Annotated in this window: 23 protein-coding genes, 1 tRNA gene and 1 pseudogene; 9 read left to right on the top strand and 16 right to left on the bottom strand. The window is 46.7% G+C overall.

Going from position 1 to position 25,525, the window contains the following annotated elements; all coding sequences use genetic code 11:
* Positions 1-72: 72 nt before the first annotated feature.
* Positions 73-1,128: an oxygen-dependent tRNA uridine(34) hydroxylase TrhO gene (trhO, locus tag ACFI32_RS12675; protein ID WP_462626963.1), complete on the bottom strand. Its 1,056-nt coding sequence runs from the start codon at positions 1,126-1,128 to the stop codon at positions 73-75.
* Between the two features lie 294 nt (positions 1,129-1,422).
* Here trhO and ACFI32_RS12680 point away from each other — a divergent pair, with 294 nt between their 5' ends.
* The 3 genes from ACFI32_RS12680 (at position 1,423) to ACFI32_RS12690 (ending at position 3,922) form a co-directional block, all read left to right on the top strand.
* The gene (locus tag ACFI32_RS12680; protein ID WP_462626964.1) at positions 1,423-2,226 is read left to right on the top strand and encodes a hypothetical protein; all 804 of its coding nucleotides are present in this window, start codon (positions 1,423-1,425) and stop codon (positions 2,224-2,226) included.
* 93 nt (positions 2,227-2,319) lie between these two features.
* Entirely contained in the window at positions 2,320-3,111 is a 792-nt protein-coding gene (locus tag ACFI32_RS12685; protein ID WP_462626965.1) for a hypothetical protein, read from the top strand.
* A gap of 28 nt (positions 3,112-3,139) precedes the next feature.
* Positions 3,140-3,922 carry a hypothetical protein gene (locus ACFI32_RS12690; RefSeq protein WP_462626966.1) on the top strand — a complete coding sequence of 261 codons (783 nt, stop codon included), beginning with the start codon at positions 3,140-3,142 and terminating at the stop codon, positions 3,920-3,922.
* A gap of 98 nt (positions 3,923-4,020) precedes the next feature.
* Here the strand turns inward: ACFI32_RS12690 and ACFI32_RS12695 are convergent, their stop codons facing one another.
* From ACFI32_RS12695 to metX, 3 genes are all read right to left on the bottom strand, one after another.
* A complete protein-coding gene (locus ACFI32_RS12695) occupies positions 4,021-4,602 on the bottom strand; it encodes a tetratricopeptide repeat protein (RefSeq protein WP_462626967.1) in 582 nt (193 codons plus the stop codon).
* A gap of 431 nt (positions 4,603-5,033) precedes the next feature.
* The gene (gene metW, locus ACFI32_RS12700; RefSeq protein ID WP_462626968.1) at positions 5,034-5,648 is read right to left on the bottom strand and encodes a methionine biosynthesis protein MetW; all 615 of its coding nucleotides are present in this window, start codon (positions 5,646-5,648) and stop codon (positions 5,034-5,036) included.
* Positions 5,645-6,937 (bottom strand): homoserine O-acetyltransferase MetX, encoded by a 1,293-nt coding sequence (metX, locus tag ACFI32_RS12705; RefSeq protein ID WP_462626991.1) that lies wholly within the window; start codon positions 6,935-6,937, stop codon positions 5,645-5,647. Before metX ends, metW begins: the two co-directional genes overlap by 4 nt.
* Positions 6,938-7,323: 386 nt before the next feature.
* Here metX and hemH point away from each other — a divergent pair, with 386 nt between their 5' ends.
* The 3 genes from hemH to ACFI32_RS12720 all read left to right on the top strand — a co-directional run bounded on the left by hemH (position 7,324) and on the right by ACFI32_RS12720 (position 10,239).
* On the top strand, positions 7,324-8,343 hold the full coding sequence (gene hemH / locus ACFI32_RS12710; RefSeq protein WP_462626969.1) for a ferrochelatase: 1,020 nt from the start codon (positions 7,324-7,326) through the stop codon (positions 8,341-8,343).
* Positions 8,344-8,564: 221 nt separating this feature from the next.
* The gene (locus ACFI32_RS12715) at positions 8,565-9,398 is read left to right on the top strand and encodes a BPSS1780 family membrane protein (RefSeq protein ID WP_462626970.1); all 834 of its coding nucleotides are present in this window, start codon (positions 8,565-8,567) and stop codon (positions 9,396-9,398) included.
* Between the two features lie 28 nt (positions 9,399-9,426).
* Positions 9,427-10,239, top strand: coding sequence for a BPSS1780 family membrane protein (locus ACFI32_RS12720; protein WP_462626971.1), 813 nt, complete (start codon positions 9,427-9,429; stop codon positions 10,237-10,239).
* A gap of 123 nt (positions 10,240-10,362) precedes the next feature.
* On the opposite strand, the gene ACFI32_RS12725 is transcribed toward ACFI32_RS12720, so the two are convergent.
* From ACFI32_RS12725 to ACFI32_RS12745, 5 genes are all read right to left on the bottom strand, one after another.
* Positions 10,363-10,695 carry a hypothetical protein gene (locus ACFI32_RS12725; RefSeq protein WP_462626972.1) on the bottom strand — a complete coding sequence of 111 codons (333 nt, stop codon included), beginning with the start codon at positions 10,693-10,695 and terminating at the stop codon, positions 10,363-10,365.
* Positions 10,696-10,944: 249 nt separating this feature from the next.
* A complete protein-coding gene (locus tag ACFI32_RS12730; protein ID WP_462626973.1) occupies positions 10,945-11,733 on the bottom strand; it encodes an SDR family NAD(P)-dependent oxidoreductase in 789 nt (262 codons plus the stop codon).
* Positions 11,734-11,897: 164 nt separating this feature from the next.
* Complete coding sequence (locus tag ACFI32_RS12735) at positions 11,898-12,452, bottom strand: hypothetical protein (RefSeq protein WP_462626974.1); 555 nt, start codon at positions 12,450-12,452, stop codon at positions 11,898-11,900.
* Between the two features lie 29 nt (positions 12,453-12,481).
* Positions 12,482-15,442, bottom strand: coding sequence for a DNA polymerase I (polA, locus tag ACFI32_RS12740; RefSeq protein WP_462626975.1), 2,961 nt, complete (start codon positions 15,440-15,442; stop codon positions 12,482-12,484).
* Between the two features lie 335 nt (positions 15,443-15,777).
* Positions 15,778-16,191, bottom strand: coding sequence for an Ohr family peroxiredoxin (locus ACFI32_RS12745; protein ID WP_462626976.1), 414 nt, complete (start codon positions 16,189-16,191; stop codon positions 15,778-15,780).
* 431 nt (positions 16,192-16,622) lie between these two features.
* Between ACFI32_RS12745 and ACFI32_RS12750 the strand changes: the two genes are divergently transcribed.
* The 3 genes from ACFI32_RS12750 (at position 16,623) to ACFI32_RS12760 (ending at position 19,722) form a co-directional block, all read left to right on the top strand.
* On the top strand, positions 16,623-17,546 hold the full coding sequence (locus ACFI32_RS12750) for a hypothetical protein (RefSeq protein WP_462626977.1): 924 nt from the start codon (positions 16,623-16,625) through the stop codon (positions 17,544-17,546).
* A 379-nt stretch (positions 17,547-17,925) separates the two neighbouring features.
* Positions 17,926-19,533 carry a peptide chain release factor 3 gene (locus ACFI32_RS12755; protein WP_462626978.1) on the top strand — a complete coding sequence of 536 codons (1,608 nt, stop codon included), beginning with the start codon at positions 17,926-17,928 and terminating at the stop codon, positions 19,531-19,533.
* A 112-nt stretch (positions 19,534-19,645) separates the two neighbouring features.
* Positions 19,646-19,722: transfer RNA gene (locus ACFI32_RS12760), tRNA-Val, on the top strand.
* A 57-nt stretch (positions 19,723-19,779) separates the two neighbouring features.
* On the opposite strand, the gene ACFI32_RS12765 is transcribed toward ACFI32_RS12760, so the two are convergent.
* From ACFI32_RS12765 to rutB, 7 genes and pseudogenes are all read right to left on the bottom strand, one after another.
* Entirely contained in the window at positions 19,780-20,376 is a 597-nt protein-coding gene (locus ACFI32_RS12765) for a malonic semialdehyde reductase (RefSeq protein WP_462626979.1), read from the bottom strand.
* 18 nt (positions 20,377-20,394) lie between these two features.
* Positions 20,395-21,171: a pyrimidine utilization protein D gene (rutD, locus tag ACFI32_RS12770; RefSeq protein ID WP_462626980.1), complete on the bottom strand. Its 777-nt coding sequence runs from the start codon at positions 21,169-21,171 to the stop codon at positions 20,395-20,397.
* 198 nt (positions 21,172-21,369) lie between these two features.
* Positions 21,370-21,957: pseudogene (gene ribB / locus ACFI32_RS12775) on the bottom strand (3,4-dihydroxy-2-butanone-4-phosphate synthase); the annotation flags it as partial.
* A 256-nt stretch (positions 21,958-22,213) separates the two neighbouring features.
* Positions 22,214-23,572 carry a solute carrier family 23 protein gene (locus ACFI32_RS12780; RefSeq protein WP_462626981.1) on the bottom strand — a complete coding sequence of 453 codons (1,359 nt, stop codon included), beginning with the start codon at positions 23,570-23,572 and terminating at the stop codon, positions 22,214-22,216.
* Positions 23,573-23,606: 34 nt separating this feature from the next.
* On the bottom strand, positions 23,607-24,143 hold the full coding sequence (gene rutF / locus ACFI32_RS12785; RefSeq protein ID WP_462626992.1) for an NADH-dependent FMN reductase RutF: 537 nt from the start codon (positions 24,141-24,143) through the stop codon (positions 23,607-23,609).
* A 192-nt stretch (positions 24,144-24,335) separates the two neighbouring features.
* A complete protein-coding gene (rutC, locus tag ACFI32_RS12790; protein WP_462626982.1) occupies positions 24,336-24,719 on the bottom strand; it encodes a pyrimidine utilization protein C in 384 nt (127 codons plus the stop codon).
* An 82-nt stretch (positions 24,720-24,801) separates the two neighbouring features.
* Positions 24,802-25,521: a pyrimidine utilization protein B gene (gene rutB / locus ACFI32_RS12795; RefSeq protein ID WP_462626983.1), complete on the bottom strand. Its 720-nt coding sequence runs from the start codon at positions 25,519-25,521 to the stop codon at positions 24,802-24,804.
* Positions 25,522-25,525: the final 4 nt, after the last annotated feature.

Genomic DNA, 25,525 nt, shown 5'->3' on the forward strand with positions numbered 1-25,525 from the left:
TCGTCTCTCTTTTTTTATGCGCTTGTTTAAGATAAACAGCAAAGTAGAGGTCAAAACATCACGCGTTTGACACTATGCTTTAGACTGTGACTGAGTGGCCTCTTCTGCAAGGCGGCGCGCCTCAATCTTCGCCGCTTTGCGCTTTTCGATCACATCGACCACCTCGCTGCCAATATGCGCTTCGCCGCGCTTTCTGGCCAGCTGCATTTGATGCTCACGCTCACGAAAACGGGCTTTTTGCTCATCAGTCGCCTTGTCGATGCAATGCGGGCATGATTCGCCCTGCACGTAGGCGGCGCTTTCTTGATCTTCTTTGGTGATGGGCATACGGCACGCATAGCACTGATCGTAGTCGCCTTTTTCAAGGTCATGATTGACTGACACGCGGTTATCAAAGACAAAACAATCGCCTTGCCACATGGACTCTTCAGCAGGTACTTCTTCTAGGTATTTTAAGATACCACCCTCTAAATGATACACCTCTTCAAAGCCTTGCTCACGCATATACGCGGTGGATTTTTCGCAGCGAATACCGCCTGTACAAAACATCGCCACTTTTTTATGTTTGCTTGGGTCAAGGGCCTTGGCCACGTATTCAGGAAACTCGCGGAAGGTCTCGGTCTCAGGATTGATGGCATTTTCAAACGTACCGATTTGTACTTCGTAATCGTTACGGGTATCAATCAATACCACCTCAGGGTCAGAGATCAGCGCGTTCCACTCTTGCGGCTTGACGTAGCGACCGACTGACTGTAGCGGGTCGATGCCCTCGACGCCCATGGTGACGATTTCTTTTTTTAGCTTTACCTTGGTGCGGTAAAACGGCTGGCTGTCGGTGTAGGACTCTTTAAAGACAAACTCGCCAATCGCCTCGATGCTGCGTAAGTGGTTCAGCACGTTATCGATACCATCACGTGTACCAGAAATCGTACCGTTGATGCCTTCATTGGCAATCAGTAACGTGCCTTTGACATCGTTATCCAGCATGGTATTTAAAATCGGTTCACGAAATTGCTCAAAATCGGCGAACGGCGTGAACTTATAGAGTGCGGCGACGACGATGTTGTTGATTTCGCTGTCATACTCGGTGGCGTGTTGCTGATTGCGTGTACGGTTGTCAGTGGTCATGCAAGTCTCCTGCTGGCTGAGTCGTAAACCCAGTGCAATAGTGATAAAAGGGTAGATAAAAAATAACATTAGCTCAATTGTGGAATTGGCCAATGCGCGCGTAGTGTAGCAAATTTTGGGTGGATTTTGAATGGCTTATAGATCAATTCAGATAAAAAGAGGGTCGGTGCATCGCGGATCGCATCCGACTAGTTTGCAGATATTACTAGGCTAGTTTTCATCAACTTTTGTATAATCAGGGTCTAAATGATATTTTCCAGACTGCTACTCCAGAGAAGTGATGATAAATAAAGCATGAATATCCCTATGCTAACCAAGAAACCCAATAAAATAGCAATGCTTACCTGTCCTCATACAGGTTGCCACACGTCTTTTTTAACGCCTTTCGCTGAAAAAGGCATCTTACTTTGTCCAGATTGTGAGCGCAGTCTTTTGGTGGATGCGCCGCTGGATATTGATGAAATCAATAGACGCAGTGCGGTTTATTATGCAAGCGGTAAAGCTTTACTTAAAGATTTTTGCTTTATTCTGTATGTCCCGCTGATAGCTATCTTCATGAGTGTGGTAGAGGGCGACCACCTATACCGTATCTGTTTATACCTGTTTTTATGTTACGTCGGCTATTTTGTGTTTAAGAAGTACAAAGCTTACCATCAAGAGGTAGGGGGGCATCTAAAGCCGAATAACATCAAACTCATAGCGGGTGTTGATAGCTTATCTGATATCTATCAATTTGTGGAGATAAAAACAGATTATGTAGACTATCAAGGCGTGCTGATACAGAGCCAATGCGATTTTCGCAATGTGACGCTACCTATACTATACGGCTGTCCTCACTGCACCTCACAAATGATAGTAAAATTGCCACAAATGATTAACTGGCAACGGAGTCTATATGAGAAATACAATATATCTCGACCTGAAGCGGTGCCAAGTTGTGAATATAGCCGAGATACAGACCGTTATATCTCTAGCGATAGCGTGCTGAGTCATATCTTTTTGTGTCTACATTGCCACACGCATTACAGTTGGATAAATCCAGAAACCAGAGAGCCGGTCAAAACGGCCAGAGGTGCGCCGCGCTTATATATCGTCTAGCTATAACATTCAAAATCAGACAATGGTCACCAAACATGCACTTTGATCCTTTATGGTCAAAACATTTATCATAGATAACACAGAAGAAGAGTGATGCCAAAAGACAAAAAAGATCCACGATCACGTTGTCCGCACAAAGATTGTGGCGCATATTTTTTAGAACCTATTATTGAAAAAGGCATCTTGTTTTGCCCGCACTGTGAGCGCAGTCTTTTGGTGGAGGCACCGCTACGTCTTGATGAGGTTAATAAACAAAGTGTAGACTCCCATAAAAAGCAAAAAAAATTAATCTACCAGTATTTAGTGGGGGCATTAGCATGGGTGGTTTCCGACATTGTAGTAAGAAAATATGTTAAGCCAGACGTATTAGTGAAAATGATGCCTGTAATCATCCTGTTTTTTACAGGATTTATGATATTTAAGCTATATAAATATTATCGTAATCGCTTGAGCTATCGTATAAAGCATAAAAAAATAGCTTTTATAGCAGGTGTTGATCGCTTAGCTGATATCCAAAAATTTACTGAGATAAAAAAAGACTATGTCGATAAAAAAGGCGTACTGGCTCAAGCCTATTGTTATCATAATGAAAAAGCTTTACCTGATTTGAAAAACTGTCCGTACTGCACATCGCAATTGGTTGTGAAGCTGACAGAAATAGCGGGCTGGAGAAAAGACTTGTATGCTAAATATGATATTGTGCGTCCTGCTATCATTCCTTATAGCGGATATTGCGTAGAAACGGACAGTTATGTAGACAATGATTATAAACTAGACAAGGTTTTTCTGTGTCTGCATTGCCACACGCATTACAGCTGGATAGATATTGAGACAGATACCTTGTTCAAAAGTGCAGAAGATGCGCCGCAGCTGCATAAAATATAACTATTAATAATAGCCTATAAGAACATCTATGCTAAAAAATAGTAAACACACACGACAATCACTTTGTCCTCACAAAGATTGCAGTGCGTATTTTTCGACGCCTGTTGTGGAAAGAGGCATATTATTTTGTCCGCACTGTCAGCGCAGTCTTTTGATGGAAGCACCGCTAGGTATAGAATTATTCAATAAAAACAATATCAATCTACATAAGAAACAAAAGTCACTAACATACATATGGGTTTCTATATTATTAGGATGTATCGTTGCTTTTCTACAAAAGCAATATGGCTGGAGAGATTTGCATGTATGGATATTCGCGGTAGGATTGGTTTTATCACCATATATAGCTTACTGTAATACTTTAAGCTATCGTCTAAAGCACAATAAAATAATCTTTAAAGCAGGAGTTGATACTAGATCTGATATTCAGAAATTTACTGAAATAGAGACAGACTATGTCGATAAAAAAGGTGTGTTAACTCAAGGTCGATATCCTATTGATCAGATGATCCCATCTGACTTAAATAGCTGTCCTCACTGCACTTCACAAATGATGGTAAAACTACCCGCAATGGTAGATTGGAAAAAAGATTTGTATGCCGAATATGATATTGCTCGCCCGAATGGGATACCAAACAGTGGCTACTGTGCAGCGATAGACCGTTATGTTTCCTCCGATCCGACATTATCGAAGGTTTTTTTATGCCTGCATTGCCATACGCATTATAGCTGGATAGATATTGAGACAGACACCTTATTCAAAAGTCTAGAAGGTATACCGCAGCTGCATAAGCTGGTTGCGCTACCATAAATATCTATGACCCTTATCTTTCATACAGACAATAAAAAGCCCAGTATTGAACTGGGATTTTTTTATTCAGCCGTCTGTAACAAGACGCGCTTACAGGCTTACTTACTCTGAAACCAACGATCGGCTTGGTTACGAGCACTGGCAATGTCTGAGCTTGATAAGTTTAAGGCCAACTGACCGATTTTACCACGCGCCTTAGTACGGACTTTTTCATCAAGCATGCCATCACGAGCAGCTAGGTCATACCATTTGTAAGCATCAACCAGATTTTTTTGTTTTTCATCGAGTAGGGCTAGGGTATAGCTGGCACGGTTATCACCACGCATGGCCGCTTTCTCTAGCCAAAGACGGGCTTGCTGTAAGTTGGGCTGGACGCCTTCACCGCGCAAATACATGATGGCAAGGTTTAACTGAGCTGGCGCCACGCCTTGCTCAGCAGCACGGGTATACCATTGAATGGCTTGCTGGGTGTTTTGCGCCACGCCTTGACCTTTCTGCAAGCGCTTGGCCAAATAAAACTGGGCATGATCGTTGCCTTGTGCTGCACGTGCTGACAGTTCACCAACTTCCATAATTTCATAACGTGAGGTGTCTAGTGGTACGTTTGCAGTCAGCTCAGCGTTTGCTAGACCAGCACAAGAAAATAATGCAGTAAACAATGCAGCTTTAAATAATGTCATAGCAGCTCCAGAATGAGGCAGTTAACGAGTCACGGTGACGCAATTGATATCAAAAAAGCGGTGACCTTGGCAGCAGAATCATCCTTAAATACACAATCGGCACATAGGTAACAGTGTTGAATCGGGGGTATCGTCGCAATATAAAAACAGGCGGTCATTATAAAGGATAAATGGCAAAAGAATGCTAAGAATATATTTTGCTATCGATACTATGAAAGTCAGCTTAACACTCAAACTTACGAAACTCAAATACTAATTACGTACTTTTACGTGAACATTGACAGAATAGTATGTAACAAAATCATACAGTTACCTTTCTATACATACAGATACACCGACAAAAGGTAAATAACAGACAAGTTTTGGGTAACTGCGCACCGTAGCGACGCAGTTAGATGTTGCAGGGGTGCGTATCGTGCCGATAGGAGGTACTAAGCCTGCCGTTTGGTAACGCGATAAATCGCCACATCAGCAAGCAAGTTTGGTGCTTGGCGAATCAGGGTACTCATCAGTGAGGAGTGCCCTTTGTCTGAGTCGCTGACAGCAAAGCGGTTGATGATTTCGATGTCATGATCGGCGCACAGTTGCTCAAAGTCTTTAAAGGTACACAGATGAATGTTTGGCGTGTTGTACCACTCGTATGGCAGCGCTTCTGAAACGGGCATTAAACCTTTGAGCCCCAGATGTAGGCGGTTTTGCCAATGGGCAAAGTTTGGAAAGGTAATGATGGCTTCACGTGCCACGCGCAGCATATCAAGCAGCAGCACATCGGGTGCTTTTACCGCCTGTAGGGCGCGCGCCATCACCACGGTATCAAAGCTGTTATCGGCAAAACGAACGAGGCCATCATTGAGATCTTGTTCGACGATAGACAAGCCATTACCAATGGCTTCGTTGATTTTGTCTTCATCAATCTCAAGACCATAGCCAGTAACGCCAAGTTTGGTTTGCAGGTGCGCGAGTAGCTCACCATTGCCGCAGCCTAGATCTAGGATGTGCGATTGCGGCGCGATCCAGCGCTCCGCCAATTGATGATCCATTCTCACAACTGCTCTCCTGTTAATGCTGTGTCCGTGTCGTTACGGGGCGTATGATGTGGCACGTGTGCGGTGTTGATAAAGGGCGCGTTTAAAAACCCTTGCACCGCGCCCATATAACGCGGAATATCAAACAAAAACGAATCATGACCATGCGGGGCATCGACATTGAGATAGCTGACGGGTTTTCCCGTGGCCATCAGTGCGTTGACGATCTCTTGCGAGCGCTGCGGGGCAAAGCGCCAGTCGGTAGTAAATGACACCACCAAAAACTGACACTGGGTATGGGCAAAGGCAGTCTTTAGATCGTTGGATTCATGATGTGCCACTGATGAGTCATCGCTACCTGTGGTCGGGCGTGCCGATGGCGCCGCGCTATAGTCGCGTGTTGGGTCAAAATAGTCTAAAGCTTTGGTCATTAGCAAATACGTATTGGCATCAAAATTTTCGCTAAAGCGTTCACCTTGATAACGTAGGTAGCTTTCGACCTGAAATTCGACATCATAGCCATACATAAACTTGCCAGACTTCAGATCACGGCCAAACTTGGCCTTCATTGCGTCATCAGTTAAGTAGGTGATGTGGCCTACCATACGCGCTAAGATCAACCCGCGGCGTGGATACGTACCGGCTTGTAGGTAGCGGCCTTCTTTAAACTCAGGATCAGACAAAATTGACTGGCGTGCCACTTCGTTAAAGGCGATGTTTTGTGCTGACAGTTTGGGTGTGCTGGCGATGACCACGCAGCGCTTGAGCCGCTCAGGGTAGTCAACCGACCATTGCAGCGCCTGCATGCCGCCCATCGAGCCACCAACGATGGCATGCCAAACGGTAATACCTAAGCGATCAGACAACATGGCTTGAGTTTTGACCCAGTCTTTAATGGTGACTAGCGGAAAATCAGGGCCGTAAACGGGCTGTACTGTCTCGCCTGCGTCATTAACATAGGGCTCAGCTTCTGGATTGATGGAGGTGGGGCCTGTCGAGCCAAAACAGCTGCCGATATTATTTAAACACACCACAAAAAATCGATTGGTATCGATGGCTTTGTTTGGGCCAATCATATTGTCCCACCAGCCTGATTTTTTGTCGTCATCGCCGTGATACCCTGCGGCATGGTGGTTGCCAGATAACGCATGGCAGATCAAAACGGCGTTTGACTTGTCTTCATTAAGAGCGCCGTATGTCTCAACCATTAAGTCAAAGGATGGCAGCGTACGCTGACATTCCAAGGTGAGCGGCTCGGCAAAATGAAACAATGTGGGGGTGACGATACCGACTGAGTTCGGCTCATGCAGCCGTGCATCAGTCAAGGATGGGTCAATGGCAGGATCAGGACGGGCGTTCAAAGCTACCTCACAAGACGACAGTCATCAATAAAATAAAAAAGCATGTGGGCACATGCCCTGTCGCGTCAATACGCGATGTTTGCCTATTGTATGGTGATGCGCTAGTGAGTACAACCGTCAGGCAGCGAGTTTGTGGTGATATAGGTGTCGATAAGCGGTAGTCTGTATTGCCTTGGCCGCCAGCTTACTGATGGAGCAGGAGTGTGATAAGGCAAACGCGGGCAGATAATTGGTATCAAATTGTATAAGCGCCATTTTTGCCCTGCGAGAGACGGTCATAAAATGCTAGACTAGCAACGGTTTTTATCTTCTCCTTTCTCATAAAATGTGCCGCTATGAAACCTGACTTGCCCCCTCGTATTGCTGTTTTGTTGATCAATCTTGGTACGCCTGACGAGCCAACCGCGCCTGCGGTACGGCGTTATTTGCGTCAGTTTTTGTCAGACCCAAGAGTTATTGAGATACCGCGATTTTTGTGGGCGATTATTCTTAATCTCTTTGTACTGCCCAGTCGTCCTAAGCGCGTCGCTGAAGCGTACGCCAGTATTTGGGATGGTGACTCACCCATTCGCAATATCTTAAACCGCCAAGTAGAGATGCTTACCCCGCGTCTGGCCGACAGCGCTGCGCCATTTCGCGTCTCTGTGCATGCGGCCATGAGCTATGGCAACCCAGGTATCCCTGACGTGATGGATCAACTGCGCAGCGAGGGCGTGGATCACTTTGTCATGCTGCCGCTATTTCCGCAGTATTCAGCCACCTCGACAGGCGCGGTGTATGATGCGATCAACAAGTGGGCACTCAAGCAGCGCAACTTGCCCAATATGACCGTGGTGAAAGATTACTTTGCCCATCCGCTATATATCGAGGCACTCGCCAACAGTATTCGTCGTTTCCAAGAGACACATGGCAAACCAGATAAGCTGATGTTTAGCTTTCATGGTATCCCGCAGCCTTATGCGGACAAAGGCGACCCATATCCCAAGCGCTGTAAATGTACCGCGGCGCAAGTGGCGCATGCGCTGGGTCTTGAAGCAGATGAGTGGATCATCAGCTTTCAATCCCGCTTTGGCAAACAAGAGTGGGTCAAGCCTTATACCGATGTGGTGTTAGAGGATTGGGGCAAGTCGGGCGTACGCTCGGTGCAGGTCGTCAGCCCTGCGTTTTCAGCGGACTGCTTAGAGACTTTAGAGGAGCTGGCGATTGAGAACCGTGACAACTTCTTAAATGCAGGTGGGCAAGAGTATCACTATATTCCAGCACTAAATGCGGACGACACGCATGTGGCGCTACTGGCCGCATTAACCGCGCCGCTGGTCAAGGGCTGGGCAGGCACGCTAGATGGCTGGGCATAGCTAAAAATGGCAGACAGATGACCCCTCAAAGCAATAAAAAAAGATCGAATGCATCATTCGGTCTTTTTTTATGCCTATCAATTAAGTAAAAAAAAGTTGGGATTATTTGTTAACTTATGTAAAAATAGCGGCAGAAATGAACATTCTCATCATAAACATGAGCAAAAGGCTCACTTTTTTTGATAGTCGTCTGACTTCTTACCCTATTTATAAGGCTTATCATGACCAGTCCAGAAAACCCCAACGCCTCTGTCTCACTGCATAAATCTACTGATGGCTTTGGGCAGTTGCCACCCGATCTACCGCCGCCAGTCGATCAATATGGCACCCCATTACCGCAGCTGTTAGCAGCGCCGCGTCGTTGTGATGCGGGTGCAGGTATGGCTTGGCTCACCAGTGCCTTTGCCATGTTTAAAGAGAACTTTTTGCTGTGGATTGGCATGAGTGTGGTGTTTTTCTTGTTCCTTGCTGTGCTTGGATCCATCCCCTTCATCGGTTTTATTTTTAGTCTCGCAAGCCCTATTTTGATTGCGGGTATGATGGCTGGCTGTGCGGCGCAAGCACGCGGTGATGAACTCAGATTTGATCACTTATTTTCAGCATTTAAGACTCACTTACAGCCGATGATTATGCTTTGTGTGCTGTATTTAATCGCGATTGTTATTGCGATGATTCCTATGATCATCATGATGGTCGTATGGTTCGGTAGTATGATGTCTGGCATAAGCGAGTCAAGTTTCCTTATGATGATGATTTTTTCTTTATTGAGCATGTTACTGTTTATACCTGTATTAATGTTGGTCTGGTTTGCCCCTACGCTTATCGTGTTACATGATGTCGAGCCTATCGACGCTATGAAAAAAAGCTTCAAAGGCTGTATGGCAAATTTATTGCCCATGTTTGTATATGGGCTGGTTGCTTTTTTCGCCATTATGCTATTGGTTTTGTTTACGCTAGGTATTGGTATGTTGGCGGCTTTTCCATTGTTGATGATCGTTTATTACACCAGCTACCGCGATGTGTGGACCGATCAGCCATTGTCTACAGATCATTAAGTATTTGAGCCATAAGTGAGTCATCGCAATGTCTGATACATCTACGGTGTCGTTAGATGAGTCTTCAACGCCACTGCCGCCGCCCGTATCCTGTCAAGACCCACAGTTATTATCTGAGCCGCGCCGCTGCGGCGCTACCGCTGGTGTAACTTGGATGCGTAAAGCCTTTGATATGTTTAAGCAAAATATCGGAGTATGGCTGGGTATGACATTTTCGATATTTGCCGTTCCGATCATACTGATGGCCACGCCAGTTATTAACCCATGCGCAATTTTTATGGTAACTTTGTTTATTGGCGGTTTTATACAAACGGCTGCCATACAGGAGCGCGGTGATCGTCTTAAGTTTGAATATTTGTTTTCGGCATTAAAAACGCACTTAGTCCCCTTACTGATACTGACGCTGCTCTACCTTGTTGGTATTATCGTGCTTTTTATATTTTCTGTTTTGGTTCTGCTTGCATTGTCTCTCAGTAACTTCTTAGAGATATGGTCAACGATAGACAACATGGGTGTGCAATCATCAGCTTCTTGGGTTGTAGTGTTATACATGCTGATTGCCTTACTACCAATGATTGCTTTATCCATGGCCTTTTGGTTTGCGCCAGCATTGATCGTTTTGCATGATGTGACACCACCAATAGCAATCAAAAAAAGCTTCCAAGCGTGTATGAGAAACTGGCTGCCGATACTGGTTTTTGTGATGATGGTTTGTCTTCTAGGGATTTTATTGATGATGTTTACCTTTGGTTCAGCGTCCATTGTTGCCATGCCCGTCATGCTGCTGATTTATTATACCAGTTACCGCGATGTGTGGACCGATCAGCCATTGTCGGTTTAATAATTGGTCTAATGACATATTGCTCTTGTAATCATCATGCTATAAAGACATCAAAAAGCCCGCACCATTTATGGCGCGGGCTTCTTTTTGTTTTTAAATGACATCGATTAATGAGGACTTGATTTACTCGTCATCATTGCTGTGCTCGGCAGCTTCTCTGTCAGCAATATCAACGATATCAGGATAGTCGCTGTCGTCCAAGTTATCGTCGACCAGCACTTCATCAACACGGGCTTCGTCAATGTTTTGGCGGTGCATGGGGGTTACGCCTTGGCTGCCATCGTCAGTAGTACCGACTTGGCTGTTGCTAAAACCAGCGCTGTTATCAATCACAGGATCATCGTCAATGGTGTGTAGCATGGGATTATCGAGGTCGACTTGCTGATTGTCTTCAGTGGCGTTGCTGCTATCGATACGATCCATATTTTCTGGGAGCGGTGTTTTTGAGTTGTCCATGCGGGCATCCTTTGTGATATTGAATATTATTGATTTTAATTGTTATGCTTGTGGTAAAGCCTACTTATGTAATAGCAATCAGTGTGCCTTGTCAGTGGCTTTGCTACCAGTAGCAAGGTGTCACAACATGTTCAAAAAATGTAAGGCGCCGAGTGGTATTAAACACGCGTTAGGCATAAAAAACGGCTGCCTTATCGTTGACAGGCAGCCATTGTGTATCGGATAACATGATCAGCGCACATCATATGGTTATTTGGCGCTCATTTGAATATTGAGCCAGCGTACCATGGGATCAGGCGTGACCTGCGCCAGTTTTTGTAAAACTTTGGCAGGCATGCCAATGGGATAGTGGGTGCAAGAAATCTTGCGGTTGGGGCGGCATGAAAGCTTACAAAGCGTTTTTGCCACATCATCGACGGTGAGATTGATGCCCAAACGCTCAATGCTGGTGACGCTCACGTCTTTGGTCATGTCAGACTTCACCCATAGCGGCATGACATCAATAACCTTGATGCCCAGTTTTTCGTACTCGACATTTAAGCCTTCGGTCAAGCCGCGTACAAAGAACTTACTGGCAGAATATGGTGCAATCTCAGACTGGCCGTAAATGGCTGAGGCTGAAGAGAGGTTGATGATTTTGCCATCTTTGGCATCGGCAAGATAAGGCGCAAGCTTATGACAACCGATCAGCACGCCTTTACAGTTGATATCAATCAGTGACAACTGCTTGCCCAAGTCGGTTGAGGGCAGGGTGCCAGTGACCAATACACCAGCGTTATTAATCAAGGTATCAATGCTGCCAAAATTATCAATCATCTGGGTGATGGCATCATCCCAAGCCTCAGGCTGGGTAACATCTAAATGACCTTGAATAACGCGGTTTTGCTTACGTGCTTTTGTAAAGGCGTTATCATTGATCGCGCGCTCAAGTCCGTCATTATCAATATCAAATAGGCCGACGCTGTGCCCTTTTGCGGCCAAGCGTTTGGCGGTTGCAAGGCCAATGCCACGGGAGGCACCAGTAATGAGTATGTTCATTGATTTTCCTTAAAAATTAAGACTTGTGGGTAAGAGGCTGACGCTAAGGAGGTGCCTGTCAACGGCGCCTAATTTTTCTCATGCATAGGTACGGTAGAACACACCTTATACGCCTTGGTTGTCAAGATATCAATACCAGTCAGCCTTCGTACTGTCAGTGGCTTTTATGTAGATGGGTCTGTATCTCTATCTTTCGTGCGCGCCAAGGTTTTGATGGTCATCATTTTTTGCTCAAGTGTGATCAGTCCTAAACGCCATAGATACACCAGCGCGATGGTATACACAATATCCTCGGACAGCTCCTCGATCATCACACCGGATGCCTCGGAAAACAGTATCGCATGCTCGCCGACATATTGCAGCGCTGCCAGTACAGCGACGATGACATAAAGTATCAGCGGCACGCGTTTAAGGATATAAACCCAATAAGGTCTGGACATCGCGAGCAAGACCAAAGCAATGCCGCCAAATATTGATAATATCATGTCCTCCCACCAGTCATAGCCCTGACCCAGCCATAAAAAATTGGCAGGGACGAGCAGATCAGGTAAGTAGTTAAGCTCTTTTCGCAGCACTAAAGTAAAGATAAAGCATGCGGCGATCCAAAAATAACGCCCTTGCTTGTAGCTGCTAATAACCACGTAGTGTATACATTTCAGCATACAGGCGAGCAATAAAGCTGCGCCTGCATGTTCAATAAAGCTGTTTTCAGTAATCATAACGCTAAGCGCCTTTCGAACCATATAAATTAATGCGCTTCATCCCAGTTGCTGCCTGTGTCGGTTTCGACCAGTAGCGGTACCGCAAAATCAACAGACCAGCCGCGCTCAGTAGCGGTGGTGCTCAGCACGTCTTGCATGGCCTCTTGAATCAGGGTACTTATGTCTTCCGCCTTGTCTTTATCGACTTCAAATACTAATTCATCATGGACTTGCAGCAGCATTTTGGCCTGCTCTTTTGGCAACACCTTATCCACCGCGATCATCGCCAGCTTGATGATGTCAGCTGCCGAACCTTGCAAGGGGGCATTGATGGCAGCGCGTTCAGCGGCCTGCTTGACCATACGGTTACTGCTATTGATGTCAGGGGTGTAGAGCTTGCGACCTAAGATGGTCTCGACATAGCCATTTTCATAGGCGCTGGCGCGGGTATTGATCATATAGGCTTTGACGCTGGGGTAACGGTTAAAATACATGTCAATGTACTCTTGCGCCTCGCTTCGGCTCATTTGTAGCTGCTTGGCAAGTCCAAAGGCGCTCATGCCATATAGCAGACCAAAGTTAATGGCTTTGGCATTACGGCGCTCGGTGGCACTGACATCGGTTACGTCTTTGCCCAATACTTCGGCAGCCGTGGCGGTGTGAATATCTAGCCCTTCGTTAAAGGCGCGTGTCAGGTTGTCATCGCCTGAAAAATGAGCCATCAAGCGCAGCTCAATTTGGGAGTAATCGGCGGCCAAGATCACGCGGCCTTCTGGCGCGATAAAGGCTTGGCGAATGAGGCGACCTGTGGCAGTACGGATGGGAATGTTTTGTAAATTGGGATCGGTCGAGGACAAGCGACCTGTACTGGTTAACGCTTGATGGTAGCTGGTATGTACCCGGTCGGTCTCGCTGTCTGCGACATTATCTAAGGCATCGGTATAGGTACTTTTAAGCTTAGACAACCCGCGATACTCTAAGGTAATATCGACCAAGGGGTGATCGATTTTTGATAATACAGCTTCGCCAGTCGAGTATTGACCAGACTTGGTTTTTTTACCACCAGCCACGCCAAGCTTGTCAAATAGCATCTCGCCGAGCTGCTTTGGCGAGCCTAAGTTAAATTCTTCGCCAGCCACTTCATAAGCGCGCTGCTCTAACGCGATGATCTCTTCATCAAAGCGTTTGGATAACTCATTTAAAAACGAGCGCTTGATTAAAATGCCTTCGGCTTCCATTTGACACAGTATCTCAGCGACGGGTATCTCAAGCTGATGTAGCAACTTGGCATTGTTGCTGTCGTTTGCCAACTCGTCACTAAACAAGTCAAACAGCTGATAAGTGATGTCCGCATCTTCGCAAGCATAATCGCTGGCAATGTCGATGGCCACTTGATCAAAGCTGACCTGCTTGGCGCCTTTGCCTGCCACATCTTCATAACTGATGGTTTGGGTGTGCAGGTAGTGGCGCGCCAAATCATCCATGCCGTGACGCGTGATGGCCGCGTTGATGACGTAGCTTGCCAGCATGGTGTCCATGGCCCAGTTGTTGCTGGCATCTACGCGGTCGCTGGCGGCGCGACTGATCAAATCGATGCCGTAATGACTGAGAATGTGTGTGTCATACTTTAGATGCTGACCGATTTTACCAATCTTGGGGTTTTCTAGGATTGGCTTTAGGCGGGCAAGCACAGTGTCACGATCCAGCTGTTTTGTGGTCAGCTCATCCTCTTCTAAAGCGTGAGCTAACGGAATGTAGTAAGCCTCATGCGCCTCTAGGGCAAAAGATAAACCAACGATGTCTGCTTTCCGCCAGTCGATGTTGGTGGTCTCGGTATCAAGGACAAAATGCGGCGCTTGCTCAAGGCGAGCAAGCAAGGTGTCAAAGGCTGGCATGTCCAAAATGGTGTGCCATGCTTTGTCGTGGTTTTTGCTGTTTTTGACATTGTCAATCTTGGTTGATTGCAATGACTTGGCAATTTGCGCTTGTGATTCGGTGGCTGCTTGGCTTGCTGCCACGCCTTGCGCATTGGCAGGGTGGTTGGGATGGTCGAGTGAGGCCAGCTCATTTTTAAACTCAAGCTCGGTATACAGTGCGCGCAGCTCGTCAATATGGGCGCATGGGTCGGTGTTGATTTGCAAATCGTTCCAGTCTTGACCGATGTCCAAGTCAGTAACGATGGTGGCCAGCTGCGCATTCATCGGAATATCCTCGGCATATTCTACCAAGTTTTTACCCGCGCGGCCTTTGATATCGGCGACGTTTTGCAAAATTGTGCCAATATCGTCATATTTATTGAGCAAATCTTTGGCGGTTTTTTTACCGATACCGGGCACCCCTTTGATGCCATCTGAGGAGTCGCCCATCAAGGTCAAATAGTCAATCATCTGATCGGGTTTGATGCCGAACTTTTCGACCACGGCATCACTGTCCGTGATTTTCCCCGTAAAGCTGTCTTCTAAAATCACGCAGTCGTTGACCAGCTGCGCCATGTCTTTGTCACCTGTGGAGATGACCACATGATGTCCTTCTGCTACTGCGCGCTGCGCCAGCGTACCAATGATGTCATCGGCTTCCGCGCCTTCAATACGCAGCAGCGGCAGCCCAAGCGCATGCACCAAACGATGGACAAACGCAATTTGCTGCGACAGCTCGACATCCATCGGCGGGCGACTGGCCTTATACTCGGTAGATAAATGATGGCGAAACGTTGGCGCACGGGTATCAAAGGCCACTGCCATATGGGTTGGGTGGTAACGGCGCATCAGCTTTAACAAGGCATTGAGCGTCCCGCGAATGGCGTTGGTATGCTGGCCTTGGGTGGTGATCATTTTGGGCAGCGCATGGTAGGTGCGAAACAGGTAATAAGAGCCATCGACCAAGATAAAGGGTGGCTTGGTCTTGTCCACATGCTCGGTATTCATGGTGGCGACGTTGGGCATGGTATCAAAGTTAGGCAACAACGCGGGGTCGAGGGCGCGGTGTGAATTGTGGCTATTCTCGGTCATAGAGGTCACTTATTGATGATAGATAATAAAAGCAGAAAAGGGCGGACAGGTAGTGCGGCGTCAGTCTATCGGCGCATGATAATGGCTACGTTAAAAACCAATCATGGTTGTTAGTCAGCACCACTGGCAAATCGTGTTATGGTTATCGGGATACATGGTGTGTTCATTATAGCGATAAACGTGGTCTTTTCCGAATCGGTAAACCTTGATAAGGACTGTAGGCACAAAATCGATGACGCCAACACAAAAAAAAGAACCCAGCAATGGCCAGATTCTTTTTTTCAGTGACGGCCTAAACCGTCAGTCTAAGCCATGAATGACTTATTGGGGCGGTGTTATTTGACCTCTGACGTCACTTCGACATCGATGTTGTTGCGTGTGGCTTTGGAATATGGGCAAACTTCATGCGCTTTTTCGACCAGCTTTTGGATTTCTTCAGCAGATAGATCAGTCTTTTCAGCGATGACGTGAATTTTTACGTCAAGTTTATAGTCATGACTGTCACCTTGGAGTAGGGCAACAGTGGTCTCAACGGTCGAAGCAAAGCTGGCGCTTTCCATTTTTTTAACCACGCCGAGCGCGCCATCAAAACAAGCACCATAACCCATAGCCAGTAGCTGTTCTGGGTTGTTGCCTTCTTGGTTGCCACCAGGTGGTACCATGTTGATGCTCAAGTCGCTATCGCTTAAGCTTGCGCTGCCTGCACGGCCGCCAGTGACAGTTGCTTGGGTTGAATATAATGTTTTCATAAAATGTCCTGTATTGTCTATTGTTATGTGTACTGTTGTTATGGATGGTGCTTATTTTCATCATGTACTTGGCACTGCCTAAGCGTGACATCATCGTAATGACTGTTTGTATGCACATTGGCTTATATTAATACTGGCACTGCCGTCAAAGCCCATCTAGCATAACAAATCTGACGCCGCGCTCTATATAGCCGTAGTAAACGAATGCTATCAATTTGTAAGTGCGCCTTACCAATTTTTATACATCCAGTGTGGTCGGCGAATAAAAATAGCGCCTATAACATTTATTCAAAACCATGACCCAGCCCAGCCCAGCAAGCACCGCCTGTCTATGTTAATGAGAACAAAAGTCATATATTCTAAAATTAAGTTTGGTGCTACGCTTAGCAAGCGTTGGTCACTATTATTGTCTATATATAGGATATCTTGTTATGAAACCTGCTCTGATTGCTCCTTTTGCTATGCCTTTAATGATTGGCGCGTTTGCCCTTGTACTGACAGGCTGTGAGGAGGATGACGGGGTATATGGTTATGGTGCCGACAACGACCGTCAAATCACGGTTACTCAATTTGACAGCAGTTATGATGCGCAAGCCAATGGCTTGGCCATCGCCCGTATTAACGATACCTACCGCACAGGGGAGCGCAAAATCACCATCCAAAATATCGTTAAAAACTATACCAATTACAACAATAATGGTTTGAATCGGATCGTGCTGGCAAACAACTTTGAGGGCACGCTGAGTAATGACGATATTAACGTCGATGGTCGCACGGTCACATCGCCCATCGAGGATAACAATAGCAGCGACGCACTCAATTATAAAGTCACTTATAAAACCTTAAATTTATCTGGTGTCGATGCCAGCAGCTATCGGCCTGCCACTCAGTCCAATCGCAGTGCGGGTATTCGTACGGCGTTAAACCAATATACAAATATTCCAAGCAATGTCTCCTTTCCCGCAGGGTCAGTGTGTTATATACCTGTGACGAGCAGTGAGCGTGAATTTTTGGCCTTTAACAACAAAGATGAGAGCATCAGTCAAACGCTAGAGGCGTGGATCAATGATTATGAGCGCCGCTTCACGGACAACCGCCCATCGACCACCACAGAATATAGCGTGGGCGTGAATAATCAATACGACGCGGCTACGGTCACGTTTTTTGCCACCAGCAGCGATCCGCTATACCGCTATAGCGGCGTGGATTATAAGGACAGGATTTATAATGCACAGCGCGTTGCTAGTGGCACCACCACACCGAATATGAACAGTACCAACGGTGTGGTTGACTGTACCTTGGTCAATGATGAGGCGGCCGATTTCTTGGAGGCGCAAATCAAGCGTTACTACTGATATAGTGGATTCTTTATAAAAAGATACAGCGAGAGTTAATGGTATTCTCGTAGCATCGAAAGACACAGTCACCGCAAGCAAGAAAAATCGCGTTAAATCGAGCGCATTTGTCATGATGCGTCTTTTTTATTGAGTATTGACGACTATAACAGCATCTCTTAAAACGCTAAAAAGCGATAAGGCCAATGGCTTTGTCGCTTTTTATCATTTTGTATGGGGCGCGTTTACACTGCAAAACGGTGCCAAAAGGCAGGCGGTTAGCATTGGCAAAAATAGCATCTTTGGTGCAAATCCGCTACAATACGGGCACCACAACCCTGCATACCAACTGATATATCCCACTTTTTTCTTTCTAAAAATTAACGATAAGCCATTGATTATGAGCGCAGAATCCAAAATTCAGCCAGCCAAACTTGCCAGTGAGGTTGCCAAACGTCGCACCTTTGCCATCATCTCGCATCCTGATGCGGGTAAAACCACCATGACTGAAAAGCTACTCCTATGGGGTCAGGCCATTCAGGTAGCTGGTGAGGTCAAAGGCCGAAAAACCGACCGTCATGCCACCTCAGATTGGATGAGCATGGAACAAGAGCGCGGTATCTCAATCACCACCTCTGTCATGCAGTTTCCCTACAAAGACCATATGGTCAATCTACTCGACACCCCAGGTCACGCCGACTTTAGTGAAGATACCTATCGTACCTTGACCGCCGTAGACAGCGCGCTGATGATGGTCGATGGGGCAAAAGGGGTGGAAGAGCGAACCATCAAGTTGATGGAGGTGTGCCGCATGCGTGATACGCCAATTATTTCGTTCGTCAACAAGCTCGACCGCCAGATTCGTGAGCCGCTTGAGCTACTCAGCGAAATCGAAGCGGTACTAAAAATTAAATGCGTACCCGTCACATGGCCGATTGGTATGGGACAAGATTTTGTGGGGGTCTATCACCTCGCAGAAAACAAAACCTATCTCTACGAGAAAGGCAACGGCGGCAAGATGACGGTCGCTGAGACTCGCGAGGGCTATGATTATCCTGATATTCGTGAGCGTCTGGGGCAGTTGATGTTTGACGCCTTTGAAGAATCGCTTGAGCTGGTACAAATGGCGCTCGAAGAATTCAGCGTTGACGCGTTCTTAGCAGGCGAGATGACGCCAGTATTGTTCGGTACGGCATTGGGTAACTTTGGTGTCAACATGGTACTGGATACCTTGGTCAAGTACGCGCCGCCGCCAAAAGCGCATCCGACCAATGAGCGTGAAGTCGCCGCCACTGAGACTGAGTTTAGTGGCTTTGTGTTCAAGATTCAGGCCAACATGGATCCGCGTCACCGCGACCGTATTGCGTTCTTGCGCGTGTGCTCTGGTAAGTACGAGAAAGGCATGAAAATGAAGCACGTGCGTTTGGGTAAAGACGTGCGTATCGCTGATGCCTTGACCTTTTTGGCAGGTGACCGTGAAGCACTAGAAGAAGCCTACCCAGGTGACATCATCGGTCTGCACAATCATGGAACCATCTCTATCGGCGACAGCTTCACCGAAGGCGAGGAGCTGAGCTTTACCGGTATTCCGCATTTTGCCCCTGAGTTGTTTCGCCGTGTGGTGCTCAAAGACCCGCTTAAATCAAAAGCCTTACAAAAAGGTTTGCAGCAGCTCAGTGAAGAGGGCGCCACGCAGGTGTTTATGCCGCAGATCAATAATGATCTGATCTTAGGCGCGGTCGGTGTGCTCCAGTTTGAAGTGGTCGCGCATCGTCTTAAAGAAGAGTACAAAGTACAATGTACTTTTGAGCCTGTGTCTATCGCCACCGTGCGCTGGATTCACTGTGATGATGACGTGGCACTGGCGAAATTTAAGAAAAAAGCCCATGACCAGTTATCTATCGATGGTGGTGGTTATCTGACCTATCTTGCACCATCACGGGTCAACTTACAGTTGATGCAAGATCGCTATCCAGAAGTCGCTTTTAGCAATACGCGTGAGCACTAAGCATTCTTTGGGTGGCTGCAAGCGATTCGTTGCCAGTTTTGAAAATAAATCCTCTTTTTATTAAAAAACGCTTGCAACACCTCAAAAACCTGATAAAATGCGTGACCTACAAAGGCGTATAGCTCAGTTGGTTAGAGCGCCACCTTGACATGGTGGAGGTCGCTAGTTCGAATCTAGTTACGCCTACCAAATATTAAAAATCCCCAGTATTCGTACTGGGGATTTTTTTGTCTGTTATTTGGGGAGTTATAAAATCTGACAGGCCTCATCAAAGTCCAGCCGTGGCAGACGGCGGTACAACTGATCCTCTTGACCATAACCGATATTGATGAGTAGATTGGAGGTCCACGTGCTGTCTTTAAAAAAGGTGCGGTCTACCAGTTGATTATCAAATCCAGACATGGGGCCAGTATCTAACCCCAAGGCTCGACAGGCCAAAATCAGATAAGCCGCTTGCATAGAACTGTTTCTAAACGCGGTTTCTTTTATCAGCTCAGGGCTAGAGGTAAACCATGATCTGGCATCAGTATGTGGGAACAGTTTTGGAAGCTGCTCATAAAATTCTGCATCATAAGCCACAATCACCGTGATAGGGGCCGTCATTGTTTTTTCGATATTCCCTGATGACAGTGCTGGCTGGAGAAGCGCTTTTGCTTTAGGCGATTTCAAAAACACAAACCGAGCAGGGGAGCAGTTGGCCGAGGTGGGCGCCATTTTAACCAAACGATAGATTTCTCTGATTAGCGTATCTGGCACGTCTTTTGATTGCCAAGCGTTAAAGGATCTGGCTTTATGAAACAGCTGGTTAAGACCTGCCGAAGATAACGAGAGTGACTCAGTCATAATATGTCCTTATTGATGTTAGGTTTTGGATAAGAATTGCAGGATTTTTTGATTGGTTGACCCTGTCTCTGTGATGGTGCTGGCATGGCCACCCGTCAGCATCAGCTCAAACTGAGCATTGGGCATATGGTCAGCCAGCGCCAAACCGCGCTGCCACGGTACTAAGACATCATCAAGATTGCTCAACACCAACGTGCTGTGTTTAATGTGGTTGGCATTGATGAGCGGCTGATAGGTTTGTAAGGCTTTTAGTCTGGTCAGGACATTCTTGATGGGTGCAAAATGCGCGATGGCGTTGTCTTCTTTTTGTGTTAGCGCCTCGATGTTATTTGAAATCCATATCGGCGGGTATAAAAAGATGGCTTGGGCGCGGACAAAAGCTTCAACACCTGAGTCTTGTAGTAAGCTTTGGCGCATACTAAAGCACTTGATCGTATGCGCATCAAGGCTGTTCCAGCCGTTTAAGATGACCAGCTTATCTATGAGCTCTGGCGCTTGATGGGCAACCTCAATACCAATAAACCCACCAAGCGCATGACCGACAAAATGACAATGAGACAGCGCTTCTTTTTTTAAAATATGAATGAGCTGCGCCGCCAAGTCTTGCATCGCATAGTTGTCTGGTAATTCATCGCTATCAGGTGCTACCCCTTCTTGTTCATAACAAAGTACATGATACTGCTCGGTAAAAGCCTCAATTTGGGGCAACCAAAACTCAGCATGCCCGCCCAAGCCTGAGCTAAACACCACCGTTGTTGCAGTGTTATTTTGGCAAGGATATCTTTTAACTAACATAAGCAATCGTCCCATTTTAATAAGAGGTAAAAGGCGGTCAAAATATCTACACCCGCCTTAGTGGCGAATATCAGATCAAACGGACACTATCCATTCAGCACTGCCGTCATCAGCGTGGTCATAATCGTAGGTTAGCCTGTTTTTAAAATGCTCAGCGTCCATCTCGCTTTTGAGGGATGCTTCACGTTCGATGTGTGTGATCAATGCCGCTATGGTGCCAATTTTTAGGTTATGGGTTTTGGCAAATTTAAATAAATCAGGGCTACGCGCCATCTCGCCGTCTGGATTGATGATTTCGACAATCACTGCTGCAGGGGTGAGGCCTGCCAGTCTGGTTAAGTCGCAACCTGCTTCGGTATGCCCCGCCCGTTCTAACACGCCTTTCTCTTTGGCCATCAGAGGAAAAATGTGTCCAGGGGTGACAACATCATCAGCGGTAACGTCTTGAGAGGCGGCGATTCTGAGCGTCTTGGCTCTATCTGCCGTTGATATGCCCGTACTGATACCAGCTGCTGCATCAATCGAAACGGTAAAGTTGGTACTATAAGGCGCTTGGTTGTCTTTACACATCAGCGGTAAGTTCAGTTTTTTGCAGCGCGCGGCAGTCAAGGTCAAACACACCAGCCCTTTTGCCTGCGTGATCATAAAGTTGATATCTTCAGGTTTGGCTAACGTGGCTGCCATGATCAAGTCGCCTTCATTTTCCCTGTCCTCATCATCCATGAGTATGACCATTTTTCCCGCTTTAATATCTTCAATGATGTCGGGTATTGTATTGGTATTCATAAAATTCACCGTTTGGTTGCTATAAAAATAATGCTTGGTTGTTATATGTCCTTTATCTGAGAGGCGTTAAAAAATGGACAGCGAACAGGCTAAAAAAGGCAGGCAGGTTGTCTGAAAAGTCCCTGATCTAAAAAGTAATGTTGCGCAATAAGACCACCTCTGCCTTTTAGCCGTGTTGTTGCATTGTTGTTGCATTGATGAGAGGCTTTAGGTGGCTTGTTGATGTTGATGTTTGAGGGCAAAGGGGCCGTTGCGTTTATGGGTTGACACTTAACAATGGCTCTGAGATAGCAGTCTCTTTGTCATCGGTCGCGCTCACCGCTTTTGGTTTGTTTTTAAAATTAAACACAAGGTTCATAAGAATGGCCAAAAAGGTGGCTGTGCCGATACCGCCCAAATCAAAGCCGCCAATGTTGATTGAATAGTTGCCAGTACCCAAAATGACAGGCACGGCGGCGACCAACATATTGCCGTTTTTGCTAAAGTCGATTTTTGCATTCATCCAAATGCGCGCACCAGCGATGGTAATCAAACCAAAGACCACGATTGAAGCGCCTGTGAGAATGGGTACGGGGATGGTGCTGACCAAGCTGCCAAATTTGGGCGACAGGCCTAATGCAATGGCAAAAACCCCTGCTATCACAAAGACGACGGTGGAGTAGATTTTGGTCGCGGCCATCACGCCAATGTTTTCTGCATACGTTGTCATCCCTGTACCGCCGACCGATGCAGACAGTGTGGTACACAGACCGTCAGCGAAGAAGGCTCTGCCCATATACGGTGAGATGCGCTTGCCAGTCATGGCTTCTACCGCTTTGAAATGTCCAAGATTTTCAGCAATCAAGATGATAAATACAGGGGCAATGATGAGGATGGCATTGGTTTGAAAAACGGGATGATATAGGGTAGGGAGGCCAAACCAAGCGGCATTGGCAACGGGGCCAAAATCAATTGGGGTGCCCATGCCTAAGACATTGGTCAATAAAAAATAGATAAAATAGGCGGCGATGAGTCCGATGAGTAGCAGCAAGCGTCTGATCATGCCCTTGGTAAATATGGCGACCGTACAGATACACAGCACGGTGACCAGCGCCAGCCAAGCATCAAAGCTACTGCCCGCGACGCTTTGTATGGTAACAGGTGCTAGGTTTAGGCCGATAATCATCACGATTGACCCCGTGACCACAGGCGGCATCAAGTTTTCAATCCACGCCGTCCCTGTTTTCATCACCAGCAGGCCAACCAGCGCGTAAAGCACCCCGCAGACCAGCGTGCCCCCAAGCGCAATTTCTATATTGGGGTTCATGCCTGTGCCGCTATATCCCGTTACAGCAGCGATCGCACCGATAAAGGCAAAGCTTGAGCCCAGATAACTGGGCACATGCCCCCCTGTAATGAGAAAAAAGAGTATCGTACCAATGCCTGTAATCAGCATGGTTAAGCTGGGATCAAACCCCATCAGTAGCGGCGCTAGAATGGTCGCCCCAAACATAGCGAATGAATGCTGCGCGCCCAGCACCACACTTTTACCCATTGGTAAGTACTCATTGATACCAACTGGCGTCGTTTCTAGATTTCCCGTATAGGGACGCCATTTAACAAACCATTTATCCATTTTTAATATCCTCAAAGCGTCGAAGGTATGGTACTTACTTTGTACACTTACTTAATTGATGATAGTCTCGATTGAAATAGATGAGACTCTCACAATCCGTTTTGTGCTTGATATCCAATACTTCACAAATCAGAATATCGTGGGTGCCCACCGAACTGATCAGCTTTACCTGACAATCAAACGAGATAATGGCGTCCTCTAACACAGGTGATCCTGTTGATAAGGTGGACCAACTGCCCTGATCAAACCTATCTTCCAAAGCCGTTTTACCGCCAAACACACCGCTCAAATCTTTGTGTTCAAGCGCTAGCGTGTTGACGCACAGCACCTTGTTTTCTTTAAAAAATTCGTAAACAGAGGCGCTTCTGTTTAAACACACCAATAGGGTCGGCGGTGTGTCCGTGACACTGCACACCGCAGAAGCGGTAAAGCCTGCCCGACCAGCTGGCCCCTCAGTGGTGATGATGTTGACTGCTGCTGCAAGCTTGCTCATCGCATTTCTAAAAGATTGCTGCACGTCGGTTAAGTTGCCTGCCGTAGAGGTGACTGATCCCTTAGACTGATGTGTCATTGATGAAGGCTGCGCGGCTTGATTGTTGTCAATTACTGTATTCATCTGTCATTTCCTTTTGAACAATGTCTCGTCACATGTGTCGTTAACTAAAGCGCCCCGTTACGGTGAAAGGTTCGGTCAACTTAAAGTGACGCCATGCCGTTACGGATAAACATAGGGCGTTATCCAATATAAGCTATCCAATGTGAGCTATCCAATGTGTGCGATGGAGGCGATCTCGATTAAGGCGTCTGGTTTGACCAGCCCGCACTGGATACAAAAACGTGCAGGCTTCTCATTGGGAAAAAACTCTGCATATACTTGGTTGACCGCTGCATAATCTGACCAGTCTTTGATAAAAATGGAGTTAAATGTCACATCATCCATATTGCCGCCAGCAGATTGAATGACGTTTTGGATGGTGGTCAATACATGACGGGTTTGTGCGGCGGCATCGCCGACATGGACGACATCATTATTGTCATCAAAGGGTAGCGTGCCTGAAACATAAACGATGTTATCGGCCTTGGTGGCAGGGACGTAAGGAGCCAATGGTTTGCTGGTACCTTCGGGTATGACGACTTGTTTAGACATAGCGGTATTCCTAAAGTGATTGAATTGGTGTAAAGGCTAGTGAGCGGTGTGAATGCCTATTTCAACAATAGGTATTCACACATTAGTGGTCTACAAAACACTGCTGCATACTGGCAACATCAGACACCCAGCCAAAAAAAGTTTTGACGTTATAGAGTGCGGCGTCATGCGCTGCGGCGGGGCCTGCTTGATAACAGGCGTCATCGAGCAATACGCCAAAGTACTCAAGGAAAAAGCCATCGCGCAGCGTTGACTCAACACAAACATTGGTGGCGATGCCAGTGAACAATAAATTGCGTATGCCGCGTGACCGCAAGACACTGTCTAAGCTGGTATTAAAAAAGCCGCTATATCGAGACTTGTCTATGACGATGTCTTGATCGGTGGGACTTAGCTCAGTCACCAGCTCATAATCCCAGCCGCCTTTGGCCAATAGCGTGCCGTCAAGCTCAGGATTTTGACGCATGGTTTTTAGGGCATTGGACTTGTGATAGTTGGGAGAACCTGCGCCGCCAGCCTCCACGTATTTGTTGTCCCAGCCATTTCTAAAATAGATGACTGGTATGCCCGCTTGATGGGCAATGTCTACCGCGTCTTTGATCTTGTCGATGACAGGTTTGGTCGCTGTGACATCAAACCCAGCCAGATCCAGATACCCGCCTTGGCTGGCATAGGCATTTTGCATATCGACGACAATCAATGCCGTCTGGGCTGGATCTAACTGAATGGATTCAGGCGCTGCCGCTAAGATGGGCGCTGATGCTTTGGTAAAGTCTGCACAAACTGTATTAACCGAGTTCATGGTC

This window comes from Psychrobacter sp. PSi21, from assembly GCF_054960615.1.